We start from the raw sequence: 22,390 nt of genomic DNA on the forward strand, positions 1-22,390 counted from the left end.
TGGCGGTTAGTTGCAGCAAAGGGGGGTAAAGGCTATTGATGCGAACCACTCTTTTTTCCCGCTATCGCCGCCTGTGGTGGGCGCTGGCTATCATTGTCATATTGCTCCCGGCCACACTGTGGCTGGCGGATAAGCTCTGGCCGCTCCCCTTGGCGCAAGTTCAGGTCGCCCGGGTGGTGGTGGCTGAAGATGGCACGCCACTATGGCGTTTTGCCGATGCCGATGGGGTATGGCGCTATCCGGTGACCCTGCAACAGGTCTCACCTTACTACCTGCAAGCCCTGCTCACTTTCGAAGACCGCTGGTTTTACCGCCACCCCGGTGTTAATCCACTGGCGTTGGCCCGTGCCGCCTGGCAGGATCTGCGGGCGGGTAAAATCCTCTCTGGTGGCAGCACGCTATCAATGCAGGTTGCCCGCCTGATCGAGCCACATCCCCGCACCTTGACCGGAAAATTACGCCAAATTTGGCGCACCTTGCAGCTGGAGTGGCATTTTTCCAAAGATCAAATTCTGGAGCTTTACCTTAATCGCGCCCCATTTGGCGGCACCCTGCAAGGTATCGGGGCCGCCAGTTGGACCTATCTGGGCAAAGCGCCGGCCCAACTGACACCGGCAGAAGCGGCATTGTTGGCCGCCCTGCCACAGGCCCCAAGCCGATTGCGGCCAGATCGCTACCCGCTGCGGGCCAAAGCGGCGCGGGATAAAGTCTTAACCCGGCTGGCTGATTATCAGGTCTGGACGCCAGCAGAGGTGGCTGATATCAAACAAGAAGATATCTGGCTGGCACCACGTCAGGTGCCGCAACTCGCGCCACTGCTGGCCCGCCGCTTAACCCTGGGCAATCAGCGGGAAGTGATCCAAACCACTCTGGATGCTGCGCTACAGCGGCAATTGGAGGATATGGCGGCCAGTTGGCGGCATCAACTGCCGGAGAAAACCTCGCTGGGGCTGCTGGTGGTCGATCACACCACCATGAATGTGCGCGCTTACCTCGGCTCGGTGGATTTTCAGGATGATAGCCGCTTCGGCCATGTGGATATGGTCAGCGCCTGGCGCTCACCGGGTTCAACACTCAAACCTTTTCTGTATGCCATGGCGCTGGATGATGGCCTGATCCATGCTGAGTCACTGCTGCAAGATGTGCCGCGCCGCTTCGGTGATTACCGCCCCGGTAATTTTGATAGCGGATTCCATGGCCCGGTCAGTGCCAGCGAAGCGCTGGTGCGCTCACTGAATTTACCAGCGGTGCAGCTGTTGGAAGCTTATGGCCCGAAACGTTTTACCGCCAATTTGCGCAATGGCGGCCTGAATTTACGTTTTCCGCCGCACAGCGCACCGAGTTTGGCGGTGATCCTCGGCGGGGCTGGCTCACGACTGGATCAACTGGTGGCCGCCTATAGCGCCTTCGCCCGTGGTGGCATGGCGGCGACACTACGTTTTGAGCCGCAACAGCAGATACAGGAGCGGCGGCTCTTCTCACCTGGTGCCGCGTGGATTATCCGGCGCATACTGGCCGGTGAGGCCAGACCACTGCCGGACGATACTCTGCCGGCAACGGTGCCATTGGCGTGGAAAACCGGCACCAGCTATGGCTACCGTGATGCCTGGGCAGTGGGTATCAATGCCCGTTATACCATCGGCGTGTGGGTTGGGCGGCCAGATGGCACACCGGTCGCCGGGCAATTTGGCTATGCCACCGCTATCCCCATACTCAATCAGGTCAATAACTTGCTGATGACAGGACTGCCACCCGCTGGCCGCCAGTTACCGCGTGATCCACGGCCCGCGTCAGTCAGCCGGGCAGAGATCTGTTGGCCTGGTGGGCAACCGCTCGCCGCTGGCGACAGCAACTGCCGGCAGCGACGTCAAAGCTGGGTGCTCGACGGCACCTTACCACCCACCTTGACCGCTATCGGCCAGGAAAATAGGCAAGGCAGCTTGCTCACTCTGTGGCTAAATCCACAGGGCCAGCGGGTGGCGGCTGATTGCCCGGAAGCGGTGCCGCGCCAGTTAATATTATGGCCGCTACCACTCGAACCCTGGTTACCGATTGCCGAGCGGCGTAGCCAACGATTACCGACCGCCAGCACACAATGTCCTCCCCAAGCTGGGGGAGATACGGTGCCACTACTGATTTTAGGCATACGTGATGGTGCCATCGTCAAACGTTTACCCGGCCATGCTAGTCTCGATCTGCGTTTGGCGGCGCAGGGGGGGCGTGGACAACACTGGTGGTTCCTCAATGGGGAGCAGGTGGCGATGACGGAGAATAACCAGTCATGGCTCCAGACCTTATCAGCGCCTGGTGTCTATCAACTCAATGTATTGGATGAAAGTGGATTAGTGAGTAATTTACTGTTTCGGGTGGAATAGACTTCATTACCTTCTTCAATTAATCAGAATGCATTGTTTTATTATAACTAATTACCAAATCACTCTTCTTGTAATAAAAAAAGAAATATGAATTTTTAGATTATTCGCTAGAGTAATTAATCTGTCGCTGAGTGTTTACCCTGCACTTTATAATTCATATGAGTTAGCCGCGAGGAGAGTTGGCATGATAAAAAATAATCGCGTTCTCTTATTTGTTTCAATGCTTTTAATATTAAATTGTGATGTTATGGCAGAACAACCCAAAGTTTGCTTTTATGCCAATGAGTCTTATGTTGGGGAGAGTTTTTGTGCTGAAGAGGGTTTTTTTTCCCATTCACTTTTTCCTCAATGGAATGATAGAATTTCATCTGTCAAAGTTCCTCATGGTATGGTCGTCACTCTCTATGAACATGTGGATTTCTCTGGTCATTCATTCACCCTGAACCGTGATACCGATTTATTACACTCTCAAGACCTTCGCTGGTTTAACGATAAAACAAGTTCATTAAGAGTAAAAAATGCAGTGTGTCTTTATGAGAGTGATAATTTTATTGGTGATACAATTTGTTTATCTGAAGGTAAGCAGATTGATCTATATAGTCACGATAAGATTAAGAGTCCCCACATGCTATTGAATTCACTTAATGACCAAATAAACTCCATAACAGTACCAAGAGGTATGCAAGTTACTGTTTATAAAAATGATAACTTCAGCGGAGATGAGTTCACCTTAACGGAAACCTACTCGTTTAATGACCTGAAAGAGATAGGAATGGATAATCACATAAGCAGTCTCAAGGTCTATCAAGATAATAATTTTCTTTGTGACCACTCTTGCGCGATAAAAAAATATATGACACTGCCGATTAGGCAGGTTTTTGGGGATTATTGGATTGATGAAAAAATAGGAGCAAAGCAGATGCTCCTTAGCTTCAAGCTAACGGGCAATGATGAGTTCCTTATATTTATCACTGATGGTGGGTTAATTAAAGTTGGAAATAAGAAAATATACATTATTTATGACAGGTTAGATAATGCAGCTTATTTTGATCTGAACGATGAAAGTGAAAGTTTGTCAATGTTAGCACGCTTTAATGGTGGATATTTTGAGGTGCAGTTTATTGAATCTATGGGAACTCAGCCCACCTTTTACACCCCGCTTATTGGATATCTATTTGATCCCTTGGATGTTAATATAAATTTTTTTCTGGTAAACGCGAATACGAATGAAAATAGATCAATTATAATTGATAAAATCGTGATGACAGCAGAGAAGGTTTATAGCAGAAAGATACGAGATATCAGCGGAGCCGTTGCTTGTTGGTCCATACCCCTGCTTAATATTTATAATTATATTGTGCAGGGGCATTGCAACCAAGCAGATCGTTTTGTATCAAGTGCCTCTGATTTTTTTAGCGGTGGTCACGATAAGATATTGCAAGTTTTTGGCTCATCTAAGCCGCTGCCTAAAATAAGTGCCAATGAGCCTCTTCTTTTTGCAGATAGCGAGTTGACCCCCTCTTCAAAGATTGAAGCTACATTGACTCATGTCAATACCTCTATGGATAAAAAATCACTGACAATTCCGGCCACGGCTTTGGCCTGTCAAGTATCGATGAAGGAGCAATTACTCCCACATATCCGTTCTCGGCGTGACCTTAATCCTTGTATTCACTGGACCCTTAATATTATGACGGATTTTACGTTACTGTTTGGTGGCACTCTCACCAGTTGGAATAATGAAATTTTTGGTCAAGTAATTGCGCGAATTCTTCAGGAGGGAAATACCGGTTATGCAGTCTCTGATGTTGATACCGAAACACGTTTAATTAATAATGTTAGGGAGTATATCGCTGCAGATGAACATCATGAACAGCTCCACTTAAAAACAGCCTTCGACTTTTCTCAACTCGGTTATGCCACCTATTTGTACTTCAATAATCAAAATGATCCGGTTGTCTCCCCACAGAATACCCAAACTTTATCCTTGGGTCGTTATGAATTGGCATTGGAAACCTTTAATTATGTAGAGACCATACCCAGAATACATCAAAATGGCTACTGGGTTGAATATGCTAATTCTCATTTTGAGATTGAAATTATTACTGGCGCACCTGAAAAGACACTGGCTGCCCGGCAACGGGTTATTCCTACGATAAGCGAGTGGCGGCGATTATATAAGCAGGAAAAGCCATCTGAAGGGGGAATTGCCTCAAAGGATGTTGATGAAAAAACACATAGTGAAGGAGCTACCAGTGCGCAGGCCAATATAGACGGGGCTATTTCTGCATCACATATTGTCAGTGATGTTGTTGATAGTTGGTTAAGAACCAGTCGTGAGGATTATGTTTATGTCATCGTTCGTCTGGCAGGACGAATAGTGAGTATTACTTTGGCTGTTGATATTAATGAAACTGATGTGGGTATTGCTGGCTCATTAACCGATCCTGCTTATGTACTGCATCCTGCATCTGAAGGGACAATACGGGGCGGGGGAACGGCAGCGATTAGAGGCCTGGCCAGATATGCGGCTAGTATAGGGAGGCGGACTTTAGTTTCAGAGGTGATTAGCCAACCCTCAGCGATTGTAAAGAAAAAAGTTGGATTTACCTATACAAAGGAGCTTTAAATAGGGTTGAGACGTTTGAGATTATCAGGATGATTTATATGTAAAATGTGAGTTGTGCATAAAAATGAGTAATTAGGATAAATTATTTTTAATAAAATGTTGTGATTCCCGTATGCAATCGCTGATAGCGAACATATAATCGGCGGCCACCTATACAGGTCGGTAACATTGAGTGTTCAGGCGCTGCCTGTCAGCCAAGCTTACCCCCCTTATTTAAGGCTGTTAGGGGCGGTTCCGAGTCCGGTCAATATTAGAAATCCAATAGAGGTTATCATGGCTTTAGAACGTACTTTCTCCATCATCAAACCAAATGCTGTTGCCAATAACGACATCGGTGCTATCTACGCGCGTTTTGAAAGTGCTGGTTTCAAAATTATTGCTGCAAAAATGCTGCACCTGACCAAAGAACAGGCTGAAGGTTTTTACGCTGAACATAAAGGCCGCCCATTCTTTGATGGTTTGGTTGAATTTATGACCTCTGGCCCGATCATGGTTCAGGTTCTTGAAGGCGAAAATGCGGTTCAGCGCCACCGTGATATCATGGGCGCAACTAATCCAGATAACGCACTGGCCGGCACACTGCGTGCTGATTTTGCCGACAGCTTCACCGCGAACGCCGTACACGGCTCTGATGCAGTGGAATCTGCTCAGCGTGAAATCGCTTATTTTTTCGCTGCGGATGAGATTTTTCCCCGTAGCTAATGGATTGATCCCGTTTGGGAATGGCTGATATTTAACCAACGGAAACAATTAAAGTTGGTCGAGCGCCTTTCCAATTATGGAATCCACGCCCTAAAATTTGTACAATGCCGCGCCCCGGTGGAGACATCTCTCCCGGGGCGTTCTATTATTGATTAGATTCCAGTCTTTATTCATCGCCGTTTCTGAAGCCGTACCCGGTTTAAAGCACAGCGCCGTAAAGTGTAACAACGAGGCCACGACAATTTATGTCTGAACAATTATTAACTGCATCAATGCCAACTGATGTTGCCACTCTGTCTGACAATGGGGTTGAGACCACCGCACCTGTCACCAGCAAAATCAATCTGCTCGATTTAAACCGCCAGCAAATGCGCGAATTTTTTGCCCAAATGGGTGAGAAACCTTTCCGGGCAGATCAGGTCATGAAGTGGATGTATCACTACTGCTACGACGATTTCGAGCAAATGACCGATATCAACAAAGCGCTGCGCGCTAAGTTACAGCGCGTGGCAGAGATTCGCGCCCCTGAAGTGGCACAAGAGCAGCGCTCTGCGGATGGCACCATTAAGTGGGCCATCACCGTGGGTGATCAGCAAGTTGAAACCGTGTATATCCCGGAAGCCGACCGCGCCACGCTGTGTGTCTCATCACAGGTAGGCTGTGCGTTGGAGTGTAAATTCTGCTCTACGGCGCAGCAGGGCTTTAACCGCAACCTGCGGGTATCCGAAATTATTGGCCAGGTATGGCGCGCGGCGAAAATTATCGGCTCATTAAAATCAACTGGCACACGGCCTATCACCAACGTGGTGATGATGGGCATGGGTGAACCCCTGCTGAACCTAAATAATGTTGTGCCCGCCATGGATATCATGCTGGATGACTTTGGTTTCGGTCTGTCCAAACGCCGCGTGACCCTATCCACCTCGGGTGTGGTGCCGGCGCTGGATAAGCTGGGTGATATGATTGACGTTGCACTGGCCATCTCATTACATGCGCCGACTGATGATATTCGCGATGAAATCGTACCAATCAATCGCAAATACAATATTGAAACCTTCCTGGCCGCGGTACGCCGTTACCTGGATAAATCCAAAGCGAATGGCGGGCGGGTTACTGTTGAGTACGTTATGCTGGATCACATTAATGACAGCGTGGAACAAGCTCATCAACTGGCTGAATGTTTAAAAGACACACCATGCAAGATTAACCTGATTCCATGGAACCCGTTCCCCGGTGCACCATATGGCCGTAGCTCAAACAGCCGAGTGGATCGTTTCTCTAAGGTGTTGATGGAGTATGGGTTTACCACCATTGTGCGTAAGACGCGCGGTGATGATATTGATGCCGCATGTGGTCAATTAGCCGGAGAAGTGATTGATCGCACCAAGCGCACCTTGAAAAAGAGAATGGCGGGTGAACCAATCGCCATTAAGACAGTCTGATTGATAAGATTGCCTGAAGACAGGTAACTAACTGTTATTTAACTTATAATTTGTAGCGTGCTCAATGCTGAAAAAGTTATTCAAATCTCAGTAATGGGAATAACATGAGTGCCTAATTCCGGCACTTATCTTCACACATAAGGACAATTGAGAAAGCATGAAGCTGACAAGACTGTGGAGAGTTTGCCTGCTAGCAATAATACTGACTGGTTGTTCTGGTTCGTCGCCAGAAAAAACCAATCAGCCAGCGGCAGGGCAGACGCGCTTACAACTGGGTTTAGAGTATTTGGCGCAAGGTGATCTTAATGCTGCGCGACAGAATCTTGAGAAGGCTGTAGAGGCGGATCCGCAGGATTATCGTGCTCAATTGGGCATGGCATTTTATGAGCAACGTATCGGTGAAAACAGTGCCGCAGAGCAGCGTTATCAACATGCGATGAAACTGGCACCTGGAAATGGCACTGTACTGAATAATTACGGTGCGTTTCTGTGTAGTTTAGGGCAGTATGTATCGGCCCAACAACAGTTTAGCGCAGCAGCGCTGTTACCTGATTACGGCCAGGTGGCAGATAGTCTGGAAAACGCCGGATATTGCTTTTTACGGGCCAATCAAAATGATCAGGCTCGGCTATTGTTGAGTCGGGCATTGAAGTACGATCCAGATAAAGGTGAGCCGCTGCTCGCAGAAGCTCAACGGCATTTTGGTGAAGGGAATCGTGCTCAGGCGCAACTACTACTGGATATTTACCAACATACGCTACCAGCCAGTGCTGAAAGTTTATGGTTACAAATTCGTTTCGCCGCGCTAGCGGGCCGTCAAGATAGTGTTCAACGCTATGGCAAGCAGCTTGCGCGAAGTTTTCCACAATCCAAACAGTACCAGCATTTTCTAGCTAATGAATACTGAAGCCTCCCAAGATCAAACTGTTCCAGAGACGACAGGTGAGCGCCTGCGTCAAGCCCGTGAAGCACTAGGGCTAACTCAGCAGACGGTTGCAGAACGTCTGTGTCTGAAAGTATCCACAATCCGTGATCTTGAGGAGGATAAAGCACAAGCTAATCTCGCCTCAACATTCCACCGTGGTTACATTCGTTCTTACGCCAAACTAGTTCACCTTCCAGAAGATGAACTGCTACCCATGCTAGAAAAACAAGCGCCAGTCAGAGCGGCGAAGGTTGCCCCAATGCAGAGTTTCTCATTGGGCAAAAAGCATAAAAAACGCGATGGCTGGTTGATGACATTCACCTGGCTTATTGTGTTGGTTGTGCTGGGGCTGACCGGGGCATGGTGGTGGCAAAATCATCAGGCGCAGCAAGCAGAAATAGCCACCATGGCTGATCAATCCTCTGCTCAACTGTCGCAAAATGGCGGGCAATCTGTGCCGCTGACTGATGATAATAGCGATCCTGCACCATCTTCGGATGCTCAGGCTCCGGTTACCAACACTACACCAACAGCAAATGGTACCGCCCCTGTCACTGACAGTGCGGCACCAGCCGATACGGCAAATAGCCGTGTCGGGACCACCACCCAGGGAACGACGCCGGCGGAGTCAGTGGTCGTCTCCCCAAGTCAGGCTCCGTTGCCTGATGTTTCTACCACGCAACCACCATTGCCGACTGCAGACGCTGGGGTGAATGGTGCGGCATCAACTGCGGGTTCATTGGTCATGAACTTCACAGCTGATTGCTGGTTACAGGTTGTTGACGCGAGTGGAAAAACGCTGTTTAGCGGTATCCAGAAAGGGGGGGCTACCCTCAATCTATCGGGTAAATCGCCCTATAAGCTAACCATTGGTGCGCCGGGTGCACTGACGATCACTTATCAGGGTAATCCAGTAGATTTAACTAAGTTTATTAAGGCTAATCGCGTAGCCCGCCTGACTGTCGGTGTAGAGTAATATTGTGGTCTTGAGAAACTATAAGGTGGTGCAGATAGGTAACCACCATAGTTTTGATAGAGTGCTCTGTTGTATAACCTACACGACTGTAAAGGAGAGTGTGTAATGCATAACGAATCCCCCATTATCCGCCGTAAATCTACCCGAATTTACGTCGGTAAAGTGCCTATTGGTGATGGTGCACCGATTACAGTGCAATCAATGACCAATACCAAAACCACGGATGTTGATGCCACAGTTGCCCAAATCAGGGCATTGGAACGTGTTGGCGTGGATATCGTACGTGTCTCGGTGCCGACGATGGATGCGGCTGAAGCATTTAAGTTGATCAAACAGCAGTCGAATGTACCGCTGGTTGCCGATATTCACTTTGACTACCGGATTGCCCTTAAAGTCGCTGAATATGGTGTTGATTGCTTACGAATTAACCCCGGCAATATTGGTAACGAATCCCGTATTCGGGAGGTGGTTGCCAGTGCCCGCGATCACAATATCCCTATCCGTATTGGTATTAATGGTGGTTCGCTGGAGAAAGATATTCAGGAGAAATATGGTGAACCTACGCCGGAAGCCCTGCTTGAATCCGCGATGCGTCATGTCGATATTCTCGATCGCCTCAATTTCGACCAGTTTAAGGTCAGTGTTAAAGCCTCCGATGTTTTTCTGGCGGTAAACTCCTACCGCCTGTTAGCCAAACAAATTAATAATCCTCTGCATTTAGGGATCACTGAGGCCGGTGGTGCGCGCAGTGGCTCAGTAAAATCGGCCATTGGGCTGGGTTTGCTGCTGTCAGAGGGTATCGGCGACACCCTGCGTATTTCGTTAGCTGCGGACCCCGTTGAGGAAGTTAAAGTCGGCTTCGATATCCTTAAATCTCTGCGGATACGTGCGCGCGGGATTAACTTTATCGCCTGTCCAACCTGCTCCCGTCAGGAATTTGATGTTATCGGTACAGTGAATGCGTTGGAACAACGGCTTGAAGATCTGATTACGCCGATGGATGTTTCTATCATTGGTTGTGTGGTCAATGGGCCGGGTGAGGCATTGGTATCGACCATTGGTGTGACTGGTGCACGTAACCAAAGTGGTTTCTACGAAGATGGTGTTCGTCAGAGAGAGCGCTTTGATAACAAAAACATGATTGATCAGTTGGAAGCGAAGATTCGTGCCAAAGCATCAATGCTTGATGCCAATAACCGAATTACTATCAATCTGCTGGATGATAAATAGGTCGTTGGGTGCAGATAGGTGCTGCTGGTAGTGTGTTATTAGCCAGTATGCATGCCAGCCAACATGAAAAGTGGATAGCGCCCACTTTATATTGCATATTGCGCTTGTAGAGGTAACAAATTGCCGCCATTGAATAAGTGGATGGCAAACCTCTATAATCGACTTTATTTTTTGCACTATGCCCAAGCTCGCGGGAGTGGCCGCTAATAACGTTGCTACTTCCCGTTAGATGGGGATAAAACTACAGAGAACAGACGTGGCAAAGAACATTCAAGCCATCCGTGGTATGAACGACTACCTGCCGGCCGACACGGCGATATGGCAGCGTATTGAAAGCATCTTGAAGCAAGTGCTTGCAGGCTACGGCTACAGCGAAATTCGTATGCCGATTGTAGAGCAGACCCCGTTATTCAAACGCGCTATTGGTGAAGTCACCGACGTGGTTGAAAAAGAGATGTATACCTTCGACGATCGCAATGGCGAAAGTCTGACACTGCGCCCGGAAGGCACCGCAGGGTGCGTACGTGCCGGTATTGAACATGGTCTGCTGTACAATCAGGAGCAGCGTCTGTGGTACATCGGCCCGATGTTCCGCTATGAGCGCCCCCAGAAAGGCCGCTATCGTCAGTTCCACCAGTTGGGTGCCGAAGTTTTCGGCCTGCAAGGGCCAGATATTGACGCCGAATTGATTCTGCTAACTGCCCGTTGGTGGCGTGCTTTGGGGATCTCAGAGCACGTGCAGCTTGAGTTGAACTCCATTGGGTCATTGGATGCTCGCGCTGATTACCGTGAAGCACTGGTGACGTTCCTGGAACAGCATGTTGAGGTGCTGGACGAAGATTGTAAGCGCCGCATGTATAGCAACCCGTTACGGGTACTGGACTCCAAAAATCCCGATGTTCAACAGTTGCTTAATGATGCACCTAAGCTATCTGATTACCTGGATGAAGAGTCAAAACAACATTTTGCAGGTCTGTGTGAACTTTTGGACCAAGCCAGCATCCCATATACCGTTAATGAGCGTTTAGTTCGTGGCCTGGATTATTACAACCGCACGGTATTTGAGTGGGTGACCAACAGTTTAGGCGCACAAGGCACCGTTTGTGCCGGTGGGCGTTATGACGGCTTGGTCGAGCAATTAGGTGGTCGTGCAACGCCGGCTGTTGGTTTCGCGATGGGGCTGGAGCGTCTGGTCCTATTGGTGCAGGCAGTCAATGCTGATTTCCAGGTACCGGCGACCGTTGACGTTTATGTCATCTCGTCAGGTCAAAATACGCAAAGCGCCGCGATGCTACTCGCCGAAAGCTTGCGTGATGCCATGCCAACACTGAAATTAATGACCAATTACGGCGGTGGCAATGTCAAAAAGCAATTTACCCGCGCTGATAAGTGGGGGGCTAGTGTGGCATTAATGCTTGGCGAAAGCGAAGTGGCTGCAGATCAAGTGGTCGTCAAAGATTTGCGAAATGGTGAACAAGAAACGCTGGCGCAAGCGGATGTTGCTGCGCGTCTGGCTTTGATGTTGGGTTAAGGAGAGAGACACCGTGGAAGTCTATACCACTGATAATGACCAGGTTGATGCAGTGCGCCGCTTCTTTAGCGAGAATGGTAAAGCGCTGGCCGTGGGTGTGGTGCTCGGGATTGCTGCATTAGTGGGTTGGCGTTACTGGCAGAGTCATCAGAATAGTGCCATGACGGAGGCCTCCACTGCCTATCAGCAAGCTAGTGATGCTTTGTCAGCTAACAGTGCTGATGGTGTTGCGCTTGCTGAAAAATTTGTTCAGGGCAATAAAAATAACTATGGCGTACTTGCCGGGTTAGAGCTGGCGCATCATTTCGTTGAGCAAAACGAGTTTGATAAAGCAGCACAGCAGCTGACTCAAGCGCTGGGCCAGACAAAAGATGAAAACCTGCTGTCACTGATTAATCTGCGTCTCGCTCGTTTGCAACTGCAATTGAAAAAACCAGACGAAGCATTGAAAACACTGGATGCAGTGCAAGGTGATGGCTGGACAGCGATGGCGCAAGATGTCCGTGGTGATGCGTTATTAAGCAAAGGTGACATCTCAGGTGCGCGTGCCGCTTACAGTAAAGGCGTCGAATCCAATGCTTCTCAGGCGCTGCAAGCTCTGCTGCGCATGAAATTGAATAATTTGTCCAGCTAAGGGGTATTCCCATGCAATTGCGTAAAACACTCTTAGTAGGACTGGTATCTGTTGCCCTATTGAGCGGTTGTTCACTGTTTAACAGTGAAGAAGATGTGGTTACCATGTCACCACTGCCAAAAGTTGAGAACCAATTCACGCCAACTAAGGTGTGGAGCACCTCTGTTGGTGGTGGTGTTGGTGATTATTACTCTCATTTACGTCCAGCCTGGCAGGGGACATCTGTCTTCGCCGCAGACCGTAAAGGTCTGGTGAAAGCCATGGATGCAGACACTGGCAAGCAAATTTGGCAAACCGATCTGTCTGAGAAAACTAACTTCCTTTCCAGCAACCGCTCTGCAATGTTATCGGGTGGCGTAACGGCTTCAGGTGCACATGTGTATGTCGGTAGCGAGAAAGCAGTGGTGTATGCCCTGAACTCTGACGATGGTCAGATTGCATGGCAGACCGTGGTGGCGGGTGAAGCACTATCTCGCCCTGTGGCCAGTGATGGTGTGGTTCTGATCCACACCTCAAATGGTATGCTGCAAGCGCTGAATGAATCTGACGGCGCGATTAAATGGACACTCAATCTGGATACGCCTGCTTTGTCCCTGCGTGGCGAATCTGCGCCAGCTGTGGCATTCGGTGCTGCAATTGTTGGTGGCGATAATGGCCGCGTCAGTGCGGTGATGATGGAACAGGGTCAGTTAATCTGGCAGCAGCGTATTTCTCAAGTGACCGGCACCACTGAAATTGACCGTCTGAATGATGTCGATACGACGCCAGTGGTGGTTGATGGTGTGGTTTATGCACTGGCATACAACGGTAACCTGACGGCACTGGATCTGCGTTCCGGCCAGATTCTGTGGAAGCGTGAGATGGGTGCAGTGAACGACATTATTGTCGACGGTGGCCGCATCTATCTGGTCGATCAGAATGACCGCATTGTCGCGCTGAAAACTGATGGCGGTATAACTCTTTGGAGTCAAAGCGATTTATTACATCGTAACTTGACCGCTCCAGTGATGTATAATGGCTATCTGGTTGTCGGTGATGCCGAAGGTTATCTGCACTGGGTGAATACTGATGATGGTCGTTTCGTCGCTCAACAGAGCGTGGATAGCTCTGGCTTCTTAAGTGCGCCAGTGGTTGCCAGCGATAAACTGTTGGTTCAGGCCAGAGGCGGCACGGTTTACGCCTTTACCCGTTAATTTTGATTCAGTGCCTGTTTAACAGGTCAATACCCAAGTCATTGGCGTTGCAGCAAGTAATATCGCTGCAACTTCAAGGACGAAGGATTTAAAGCGGCTCCTGATGTTCAGGGGCCGTTTGTCTTCTAAAAACTGCGCTGTTGAAAGTTCGGTACAGCGCTGTAACGCTTTGAAAATTAAGTAATGAGGCTTCAACAATGATACCTGTCATCGCGCTGGTCGGGCGCCCGAATGTGGGTAAATCCACTCTATTTAACCGCTTAACGCACACCCGTGATGCGTTAGTTGCGGACTTTCCCGGGCTAACGCGTGACCGTAAATATGGTCGTGCCGAGGTCGAGGGTCATGAGTTTATTGTTATCGATACCGGAGGTATTGATGGCACAGAAGATGGCGTAGAAACCAAGATGGCTGGTCAATCGTTACTGGCGATTGAAGAGGCAGATATTGTCCTATTTATGGTTGATGCGCGCGCCGGGCTGATGCCTGCGGATCAGGGCATTGCCCAACATCTGCGTAGCCGTGAGAAAGCCACCTTTTTAGTTGCTAACAAAACTGATGGTATTGACCCGGATACTGCAACAGCCGACTTCTATTCATTAGGCTTGGGTGAAGTACATGCCATTGCGGCTTCCCATGGCCGTGGTGTTACCCAACTGATTGAAGATGTTATGGCGCCTTACATTGACGCCGAAGAGCCTGAAGTTGAGCTGACCGATGAAGAGGCCAATGCGGCCTATTGGGCGGCGCAGGAAGCTGGTGACGACGAAATTCCGGAAGATGAAGAGGATGATTTCGATCCGCGGACTCTGCCAATCAAGTTGGCTATTGTTGGGCGTCCTAACGTAGGTAAGTCCACACTAACTAACCGCATCCTCGGTGAAGATCGTGTGGTGGTGTATGACCTGCCGGGCACCACCCGTGACAGTATTTACATCCCGATGACCCGTGACGAGCGTGAATATGTTCTGATCGACACCGCTGGTGTGCGTAAACGCGGCAAAGTGACTGAAACTGTTGAGAAATTCTCAGTTATTAAAACCTTGCAGGCCATTGAAGACTCCAACGTTGTACTGTTGGTTATTGATGCCCGTGATGGTATTTCGGATCAGGATCTGTCGCTGTTAGGCTTTATTCTAAATAGTGGGCGCTCACTTGTTATTGCCGTCAACAAATGGGATGGCATGACAGAAGAGGCCCGTGCGCAGGTTAAAGATATGCTAGACCTGCGTCTTGGCTTTGTTGACTTTGCTCGTATTCACTTTATTTCTGCTTTGCACGGCAGTGGCGTGGGCAACCTATTTGAATCCATACAGGAAGCTTATGACTGCTCTACCAAACGAGTAGGCACCTCATTACTGACCCGCATTATGCAAATGGCAGAGGAAGATCATCAACCTCCGTTGGTTCGCGGCCGTCGTGTTAAGCTGAAGTATGCCCATGCTGGCGGTTATAACCCGCCGATTGTGGTTATCCACGGCAATCAGGTGACGGATCTGTCAGACTCTTACAAACGCTATCTGATGAATTACTTCCGCCGTTCACTGAAAGTAATGGGTACGCCAATCCGCATTCAGTTCAAAGAGGGTGAAAACCCGTTTGCGGGTAAACGCAATACCTTGACACCGAATCAGATGCGTAAACGTAAGCGTTTGGTTTCGCACCTGAAAAAAAGTAAGTAACCACAGCAAAGCGCGGGCATTCCGCGCTTTTTGCCTTTTTAGCGTACAGTATTTAAGATGCCATTTTGGCAATTTTCGGCCTGGGCCGCTTACCGGTAGACAAAAGGAGTTGAACACCCGCCATGTCATGGGAAACCTGGAGTTTCGCATTCGGTGTTACTGTACCTAACTTATTGATGATGTTGCTCGGTGTGCTGTTACGGCGTGGTGGTTTGATGGATGACCGCTTCTGCGATGGTGCGACCCGCGTGGTCTTCAATCTCGCCCTCCCTTGCTTGCTGTTTTTCAGTGTCGCCACCAATAATGTTAGCCTGATGGATAACCTACCACTGGTTATCTATGGTGCTGTTGGGACGTTGTTCACCTTCTTGTTACTTGAGTTCTCCGCCAAATGGCTGGTCAAAGACCCGAAAGAGCGCGGTGTCTTCGTGCAGGGTGGATTTAGGGCTAATACGGCGATTGTCGGTTTGGCTTTCGCCATGACCGCCTATGGCGCAGAGGGGGTTGCGTTGGGGTCGATGTACCTAACGGTAACGGTGATACTATTTAATATGCTGTCGGTGATTACACTCACCCGCAGCTTGCAAGCCGGGCAGGGCGGGAAAATCAGCAAAATGGCCTTGTTACGCAGCATTGTGACTAACCCCCTGATTATCGGTTTGCTATGTGGTTTAGCCTATGCTCAAACCCATTTACCTATTCCTACGGTGATTGCCCAGACCGGTAGCTATATCTCTGGCTTAGCACTTCCATTGGCGCTGTTGTGCACTGGGGCGAGTCTCGATTGGCAGGCGATGTTCCGTTCGTCTAATGTGGCGGCGTTATCTTCGGTGGCCAAACTATTCGTGGTGCCTATGCTGATGACCCTCGGCGGTTTGCTGATGGGATTCCGTGGCGCGACGCTAGGAATTATCTTCCTCTTTTCCGCCACGCCAACCGCCGCAGGTAGCTATGTGATGACCCGTGCGATGGGGGGCAATGCCACTTTGGCGGCGAATATTATTGCGCTCACCACGGTCGGTTCATTCTTCACCACCGCACTTGGGATCTATCTCTTACGTTCGCTGGGCGTAATTTGAGTGTTGAACCGCAAAACAGGAGAGAAATGATGGATGCGTTATGTCCGATTTGCCAAAAAGTGATGACAGAAGTCAGTGGTCACTATCATTGCGCTAACTGCCATGGCAACTACCAGCAGCAGGCTGATTGCCCTGATTGCGGCAAACCGCTGCAAGTGCTTAAAGCCTGTGGCGCAGTCGACTATTTTTGCCAGCAGGGTCACGGGTTGATTTCGAAAAGCCGTGTGCGCTTTAGTTACCTGCCGACACTCTGATAGTGCCACGAGGGGCTGAAACGGCTCCGCTACTCTTTTGCTGCTTTGCGTTGGCGCGGCTTCTTCGCCACATTGATCTGGGTAATCTCACTCTCCACCCAACCATCTTGCAGCCGAGTGGTTAATTTATCACCTGCTTGCACTTGTCTGGTGCTCTTGAGCAGTGCGCCCGCAGGGGTCTGAGTGACGCTGTAGCCGCGGGCTAATGTCGCTAATGGGCTGACGGTTTCCAACTGTGAGCAGGCGATGCCAAAGCGCTGACGATAGCCATTGAGCTGGCGCTCCAGTGCTTGACGCAAACGGTACTCTTGCTGCTGTACCCGTTGGTGGTAGCGGTGGATCTGCCCCTGCGGCTGCGCTTGAACCAAGCGCTGCTGGAGCTTTTCGCTGCGCCGACCCAATAAGCGAATCTGGTTCTGCGCACTCTCTGCCAGGCGTCGTTGCAGCTTCAACAGCAGTGTCTGCTGACGTGCCAGTCGTAAATGGGGATGTTGTTGCTGCAACCGGTGTTCGAGGCGGCTGAACTGCTGCCCACGTTGCGCCAGATAGTAATCCATCGCCATCTCCATCCGTTGCTGCTGCCCCTGTATTTGCCGAACCAATTCAATCTGGTTACGGCTGACTAACTCTGCGGCAGCGGAAGGGGTAGGGGCGCGTAAATCGGCAACAAAATCAGCAATAGTGACATCGGTTTCATGACCGACAGCACTGACAATCGGAATGCGGCTGTTAAAGATGGCGCGGGCAACCCGCTCGTCATTGAAACTCCACAGATCCTCCAGCGAGCCGCCACCACGCCCGACAATCAATACATCACATTCAGCGCGTAAGTTAGCGAGCTGAATGGCGCGGACTATCTGCAATGGTGCATCGGCACCTTGCACCGCTGTCGGGTAAATAATGACCGGCAGTGAGGGATCACGGCGCTGTAAAACTTGCAAAACGTCGTGCAGAGCCGCGCCGCTGGCGGAGGTAATCACCCCGACCTGCTTAGCCGGGCTGGGCAGAGATTGCTTGTTAGTTTGGTCAAAAAGCCCCTCTGCGGCCAATTTCTGCTTGAGCTGCTCGAATTGTTGTTGCAACAATCCGTCACCGGCAGGCTGCATGCTCTCGGCGATTAATTGATAATCACCACGGGGTTCATACAGCGTAATCGATGCCCTGACCAACACTTGTTGGCCATTTTGCGGACGGAAAGTGGTGCGGCGATTGGTGTTGCGGAACATCGCGCAACGCACCTGCGCCCGATCGTCTTTCAGGGTGAAATACCAGTGACCGGACGACGGCTGAGAGAAGTTGGAGATCTCGGCAGTGAGCCAAATCTGGCCCATTTCCATTTCCAGCAGCTGTCGCACCGTCTGATTAAGGCGGCTGACCGTAAAAATTGTTGATGCAGAAGATAGTGGCATGTGACCTGGATCAAATTTTAAAACAAGCACTTAATTGATCGATATTACCTGCCTCACACCTGTTGGCAAGAAATATTATGAGAAAGTACTGGAGGCAAACGGTTACGCTCTGTAGAATGCCACGGCAATATTTTATCTTTTCACATTCACCTTGGTGAGATATTGCCCATGCTACGTATCAAGAAAGAAGCACTAACATTTGACGACGTTCTCCTGGTTCCAGCCCACTCCACAGTGCTGCCTAATACGGCGGAACTTGGCACTCAACTGACCGCAACTATCCGCCTAAATATCCCTATGCTCTCCGCAGCGATGGATACTGTTACCGAAGCTCGTCTGGCCATTGCGCTGGCGCAAGAGGGCGGTTTAGGTTTCATCCACAAAAATATGTCCATTGAGCGCCAGGCTGAAGAAGTTAGCCGGGTGAAAAAGCATGAAAGTGGCGTTGTCACTGAGCCACAGACTGTTACACCAACCACCACTCTTCGCCAGGTTAAAGAGCTGACCGCCCGTAATGGTTTCGCCGGCTATCCGGTGGTGACCGAAGATTACGAGCTGGTTGGGATCATCACTGGCCGTGACGTTCGCTTCGTTACCGACCTGGAGCAACCAGTGACGGCGGTGATGACACCGAAAGATCGTCTGGTTACCGTCAAGGAGGGCGAGGCGCGCGAAGTTGTGCTGCAAAAAATGCATGAAAAACGCGTCGAGAAAGTGTTGGTTGTTGATGACAGCTTCCACTTGCGCGGCATGATCACCGTGAAAGATTTCCAAAAAGCAGAACGCAAGCCAAACGCCTGTAAAGACGAACACGGTCGTCTGCGGGTTGGTGCTGCTGTCGGTGCCGGAGCAGGTAACGAAGAGCGTATCGACGCGCTGGTTGCTGCTGGCGTTGATGTTCTACTGATCGACTCCTCCCACGGTCACTCCGAAGGTGTGCTGCAACGTATCCGCGAAACCCGTGCTAAATATCCAAACCTGCAAATCGTGGGCGGTAACGTCGCGACTGGCTCGGGCGCAAAAGCGCTGGCGGATGCAGGGGTGAGTGCGGTTAAAGTGGGTATCGGCCCTGGTTCAATCTGCACTACCCGCATTGTTACAGGCGTCGGCGTGCCACAGATTACGGCAATTGCAGATGCGGTCGAAGCGCTGGAAGGCACCGGTATTCCGGTTATCGCCGATGGGGGAATTCGTTTCTCCGGTGATATCGCCAAAGCCATCGCGGCGGGCGCTTCTTGCGTCATGGTCGGTTCTATGTTGGCCGGTACTGAAGAGTCTCCGGGTGAAATCGAACTGTACCAAGGCCGCTCATTCAAATCTTACCGCGGGATGGGTTCACTGGGCGCGATGTCCAAAGGCTCCTCAGACCGCTACTTCCAGACCGACAATGCGGCCGATAAATTAGTGCCGGAAGGCATTGAAGGGCGCGTGGCGTACAAAGGTCTGCTGAAAGAGATTGTGCATCAACAAATGGGGGGCCTGCGTTCATGTATGGGGCTGACCGGTTGTGGCACCATCAATGAATTACGCACCAAAGCTGAGTTTGTTCGTATCAGTGGTGCCGGTATTCAAGAGAGCCATGTGCATGATGTGACTATCACTAAAGAGTCACCAAACTACCGCATGGGCTAACTCCTCGGGCTGAAACTGGCGAATTGGGTGATCGTCCGCTGCACATGCTCTGCAGCGGGCGTTAACTCCTTTCTTGAGTCCTGCCGATGGAATGCTTTCAATTATTTACTTTTATTAAAAACCCTTGGAATTTGCCGCACATGACAAAAAATATCCATCAACATCGCATCCTTATTCTTGATTTCGGCTCGCAATACACTCAACTGGTGGCGCGCCGTGTTCGTGAGATTGGTGTCTATTGTGAATTATGGGCGTGGGATGTCACTGAAGCCCAGATCCGTGAATTTAATCCAAGCGGTATCATTCTTTCCGGCGGCCCTGAAAGCACCACCGAACACGACAGCCCACGTGCGCCTGATTATGTGTTCACCGCAGGTGTACCTGTGCTAGGTGTGTGCTACGGCATGCAGACCATGGCAATGCAGCTGGGCGGCAAAGTTGAAGGTTCAAATCAGCGCGAATTTGGTTACGCGCAGGTTGAGATTAAAACTGATAGCGCACTGATCCGTGATATCAAAGATGCCATCAATCCAGCCGGTGAAGCAGTGCTGGATGTGTGGATGAGCCATGGCGATAAAGTCACCGCTATCCCCTCTGATTTTGTCACTGTTGCCAGCACCGACACCTGCCCATTTGCCATTATGGCCAATGAAGAAAAACGTTTTTATGGCGTGCAGTTCCACCCAGAAGTGACCCACACCAAGCAAGGCCAACGTCTGCTGGAGCGCTTTGTTCTGGACATCTGCGCCTGCGAAGCGCTATGGACACCTGCTACTATCATCGAAGACGCCATTGTCCGCCTGCGTGAGCAAATCGGTGAGGACCACGTGATCCTCGGCCTGTCCGGCGGTGTTGACTCATCAGTGACCGCAATGCTATTGCATCGTGCCATTGGCAAACGCCTGACCTGTGTGTTTGTTGATAACGGCCTGTTGCGTTTGAACGAAGCGGATCAGGTGCTGGAGATGTTCGGCGATAAATTCGGCCTGAATATTGTCCATGTGGCCGCAGAAGATCGTTTCCTCTCGGCACTGGCGGGAGTGGACGAACCAGAAGCCAAACGTAAAATCATTGGTCGCGTATTTGTTGAGCTTTTCGACGAAGAAGCCTGCAAACAAGAGCAAGTTAAGTGGTTGGCGCAGGGGACTATCTATCCAGATGTGATTGAATCTGCTGCATCTGCTACCGGCAAAGCGCATGTGATTAAATCTCACCACAATGTGGGCGGCTTGCCGAAAGAGATGAAACTTGGGTTGGTAGAGCCACTGAAAGAGCTGTTTAAAGATGAAGTGCGCAAAATTGGTCTGGAGTTGGGCCTGCCATATGACATGCTGTACCGCCATCCATTCCCTGGCCCTGGTTTAGGTGTCCGCGTGCTTGGCGAAGTGAAAAAAGAGTATTGCGATTTACTGCGCCGCGCCGATGCTATCTTTATCGAAGAGCTACACAAAGCGGATCTCTACAATAAAGTCAGCCAGGCCTTTACCGTGTTCCTGCCTGTTCGTTCGGTTGGCGTGATGGGCGATGGTCGCAAATATGATTGGGTTGTTTCACTGCGTGCGGTTGAAACCATCGACTTCATGACCGCACACTGGGCGCATCTGCCATATGAGTTCCTGGGGCGCGTCTCAAATCGTATCATTAATGAAGTGAATGGTATCTCGCGCGTGGTTTACGATATCAGTGGTAAACCACCAGCAACCATTGAGTGGGAATAGCCTACTGCCTTTTGAAGAGTATTGACCACGATAGCCAAACCCTTAAACCCTCTGCCTTGGCAGGGGGTTTTCTCTTTTTGACGATGGATAAAGATTGAGGGAAGACTCAAATTTCTGACGGTATTTTTGACGGTATTACTTAGCAAGAGACACTGACATGCTCACTGATACAAAACTAAAAAATCTCAAGCCAAGAGATAAGCTTTATAAGGTTGCCGATCGTGATGGACTCTAGCCAACACTGAATATCAAAGTGGATGATGTCAAAACGCTGCGCGGGGAGTAAGGCATCAGCCCCTATTTAGTCATTTGAGGGAGCGCCTGATGCTCCCTCTCTTATTTAATTTTTTCATTATGCCAATGCATCAAAATATAGTCGCCGTCAATGCTCTTGCCGGTAGCAATCGCCACCCACCCCTGTTTTTGATAAAACGTCAGCGCCCGTTGGTTTTTTTCCAGGCATTTCAGTGAGCCATGGCGGGTAAATAGTGCATGTGCTGCCAGTAATAGTGCTTTTCCCGCCCCGAGATATTGCGCCGCAGGATCAACAAACAGATTATGCAGGAAGCTCTCCTCGATAAAAATTGAGGCAAAACCCAAGTGTTGATCACCATCGATGGCCACCAAAATGGTCTCTCCGAGAGTGGCACGGTCAAAATCTTCCAGGTGAAAACACTCGCCATCCCGCCAGCTAAAGGCGTCACGGCGTGATGCCAGATACAAAGTGCGCAGAAAGGGGCGGTCACTCTCCTGATACAGACGAATCTCAATACTCATTCTTCAGTTATCTCTCCAGTACAGCGTATTTTTGTTCTCTTGATTATTTGTTTTGCGAATGCATCGTTGACCTTCTATCACCTGCCGATGATAATAACAATTCTGACTCGGGGTGCCCGCCACAAAAGTGGTTTGGCTGAGATATACCCGTATTACCTGATCTGGATTATACCAGCGTAGGGAAGTCTCGGCACCGCAGGGT

At 50.0% G+C, this 22,390-nt stretch carries 17 protein-coding genes and 1 riboswitch; of the genes, 15 read left to right on the forward strand and 2 right to left on the reverse strand.

Going from position 1 to position 22,390, the window contains the following annotated elements; translation table 11 throughout:
• Positions 1-38: 38 nt before the first annotated feature.
• The 13 genes from pbpC (at position 39) to FFE93_RS05785 (ending at position 16,652) form a co-directional block, all read left to right on the forward strand.
• Positions 39-2,375, forward strand: a complete 2,337-nt coding sequence (gene pbpC, locus FFE93_RS05725; protein WP_138774898.1) for a peptidoglycan glycosyltransferase PbpC — start codon at positions 39-41, stop codon at positions 2,373-2,375.
• Positions 2,376-2,559: 184 nt separating this feature from the next.
• Positions 2,560-5,004 (forward strand): beta/gamma crystallin-related protein, encoded by a 2,445-nt coding sequence (locus tag FFE93_RS05730; RefSeq protein ID WP_138774899.1) that lies wholly within the window; start codon positions 2,560-2,562, stop codon positions 5,002-5,004.
• A gap of 273 nt (positions 5,005-5,277) precedes the next feature.
• Positions 5,278-5,706, forward strand: a complete 429-nt coding sequence (gene ndk, locus FFE93_RS05735; RefSeq protein ID WP_004707890.1) for a nucleoside-diphosphate kinase — start codon at positions 5,278-5,280, stop codon at positions 5,704-5,706.
• Positions 5,707-5,978: 272 nt separating this feature from the next.
• Positions 5,979-7,148: a bifunctional tRNA (adenosine(37)-C2)-methyltransferase TrmG/ribosomal RNA large subunit methyltransferase RlmN gene (locus FFE93_RS05740; RefSeq protein ID WP_226713684.1), complete on the forward strand. Its 1,170-nt coding sequence runs from the start codon at positions 5,979-5,981 to the stop codon at positions 7,146-7,148.
• A 157-nt stretch (positions 7,149-7,305) separates the two neighbouring features.
• Positions 7,306-8,055: a type IV pilus biogenesis/stability protein PilW gene (pilW, locus tag FFE93_RS05745; protein ID WP_005276955.1), complete on the forward strand. Its 750-nt coding sequence runs from the start codon at positions 7,306-7,308 to the stop codon at positions 8,053-8,055.
• Entirely contained in the window at positions 8,045-9,049 is a 1,005-nt protein-coding gene (rodZ, locus tag FFE93_RS05750; protein WP_032898464.1) for a cytoskeleton protein RodZ, read from the forward strand. Before pilW ends, rodZ begins: the two co-directional genes overlap by 11 nt.
• 105 nt (positions 9,050-9,154) lie before the next feature.
• Complete coding sequence (gene ispG, locus FFE93_RS05755; RefSeq protein WP_005276959.1) at positions 9,155-10,279, forward strand: flavodoxin-dependent (E)-4-hydroxy-3-methylbut-2-enyl-diphosphate synthase; 1,125 nt, start codon at positions 9,155-9,157, stop codon at positions 10,277-10,279.
• A gap of 256 nt (positions 10,280-10,535) precedes the next feature.
• A complete protein-coding gene (gene hisS, locus FFE93_RS05760) occupies positions 10,536-11,810 on the forward strand; it encodes a histidine--tRNA ligase (protein WP_032898465.1) in 1,275 nt (424 codons plus the stop codon).
• Between the two features lie 13 nt (positions 11,811-11,823).
• Positions 11,824-12,444 (forward strand): YfgM family protein, encoded by a 621-nt coding sequence (locus FFE93_RS05765; RefSeq protein WP_005276962.1) that lies wholly within the window; start codon positions 11,824-11,826, stop codon positions 12,442-12,444.
• 11 nt (positions 12,445-12,455) lie between these two features.
• Positions 12,456-13,637 carry an outer membrane protein assembly factor BamB gene (bamB, locus tag FFE93_RS05770; protein WP_005276964.1) on the forward strand — a complete coding sequence of 394 codons (1,182 nt, stop codon included), beginning with the start codon at positions 12,456-12,458 and terminating at the stop codon, positions 13,635-13,637.
• 197 nt (positions 13,638-13,834) lie between these two features.
• Complete coding sequence (gene der / locus FFE93_RS05775) at positions 13,835-15,319, forward strand: ribosome biogenesis GTPase Der (protein WP_005276966.1); 1,485 nt, start codon at positions 13,835-13,837, stop codon at positions 15,317-15,319.
• A gap of 122 nt (positions 15,320-15,441) precedes the next feature.
• Complete coding sequence (locus FFE93_RS05780) at positions 15,442-16,398, forward strand: AEC family transporter (protein ID WP_005276968.1); 957 nt, start codon at positions 15,442-15,444, stop codon at positions 16,396-16,398.
• Positions 16,399-16,427: 29 nt separating this feature from the next.
• Entirely contained in the window at positions 16,428-16,652 is a 225-nt protein-coding gene (locus tag FFE93_RS05785; protein ID WP_099460511.1) for a zinc ribbon domain-containing protein, read from the forward strand.
• Between the two features lie 29 nt (positions 16,653-16,681).
• Here FFE93_RS05785 and xseA read toward each other — a convergent pair whose 3' ends face one another.
• Positions 16,682-18,061, reverse strand: a complete 1,380-nt coding sequence (gene xseA, locus FFE93_RS05790) for an exodeoxyribonuclease VII large subunit (protein ID WP_049600668.1) — start codon at positions 18,059-18,061, stop codon at positions 16,682-16,684.
• Between the two features lie 168 nt (positions 18,062-18,229).
• Between xseA and guaB the strand changes: the two genes are divergently transcribed.
• Together guaB and guaA are read left to right on the forward strand one after the other, a co-directional pair.
• Positions 18,230-19,693, forward strand: a complete 1,464-nt coding sequence (guaB, locus tag FFE93_RS05795; protein ID WP_004875811.1) for an IMP dehydrogenase — start codon at positions 18,230-18,232, stop codon at positions 19,691-19,693.
• A 140-nt stretch (positions 19,694-19,833) separates the two neighbouring features.
• Positions 19,834-21,411, forward strand: coding sequence for a glutamine-hydrolyzing GMP synthase (gene guaA, locus FFE93_RS05800; protein WP_005276975.1), 1,578 nt, complete (start codon positions 19,834-19,836; stop codon positions 21,409-21,411).
• Positions 21,412-21,747: 336 nt separating this feature from the next.
• Here guaA and FFE93_RS05805 read toward each other — a convergent pair whose 3' ends face one another.
• Positions 21,748-22,188 (reverse strand): GNAT family N-acetyltransferase, encoded by a 441-nt coding sequence (locus FFE93_RS05805; protein ID WP_138774900.1) that lies wholly within the window; start codon positions 22,186-22,188, stop codon positions 21,748-21,750.
• 98 nt (positions 22,189-22,286) lie between these two features.
• Positions 22,287-22,388, forward strand: a riboswitch (TPP riboswitch).
• Positions 22,389-22,390: the final 2 nt, after the last annotated feature.

The organism is Yersinia sp. KBS0713 (assembly GCF_005937895.2).
GTDB classification, from domain to species: Bacteria; Pseudomonadota; Gammaproteobacteria; order Enterobacterales; family Enterobacteriaceae; genus Yersinia; species Yersinia bercovieri.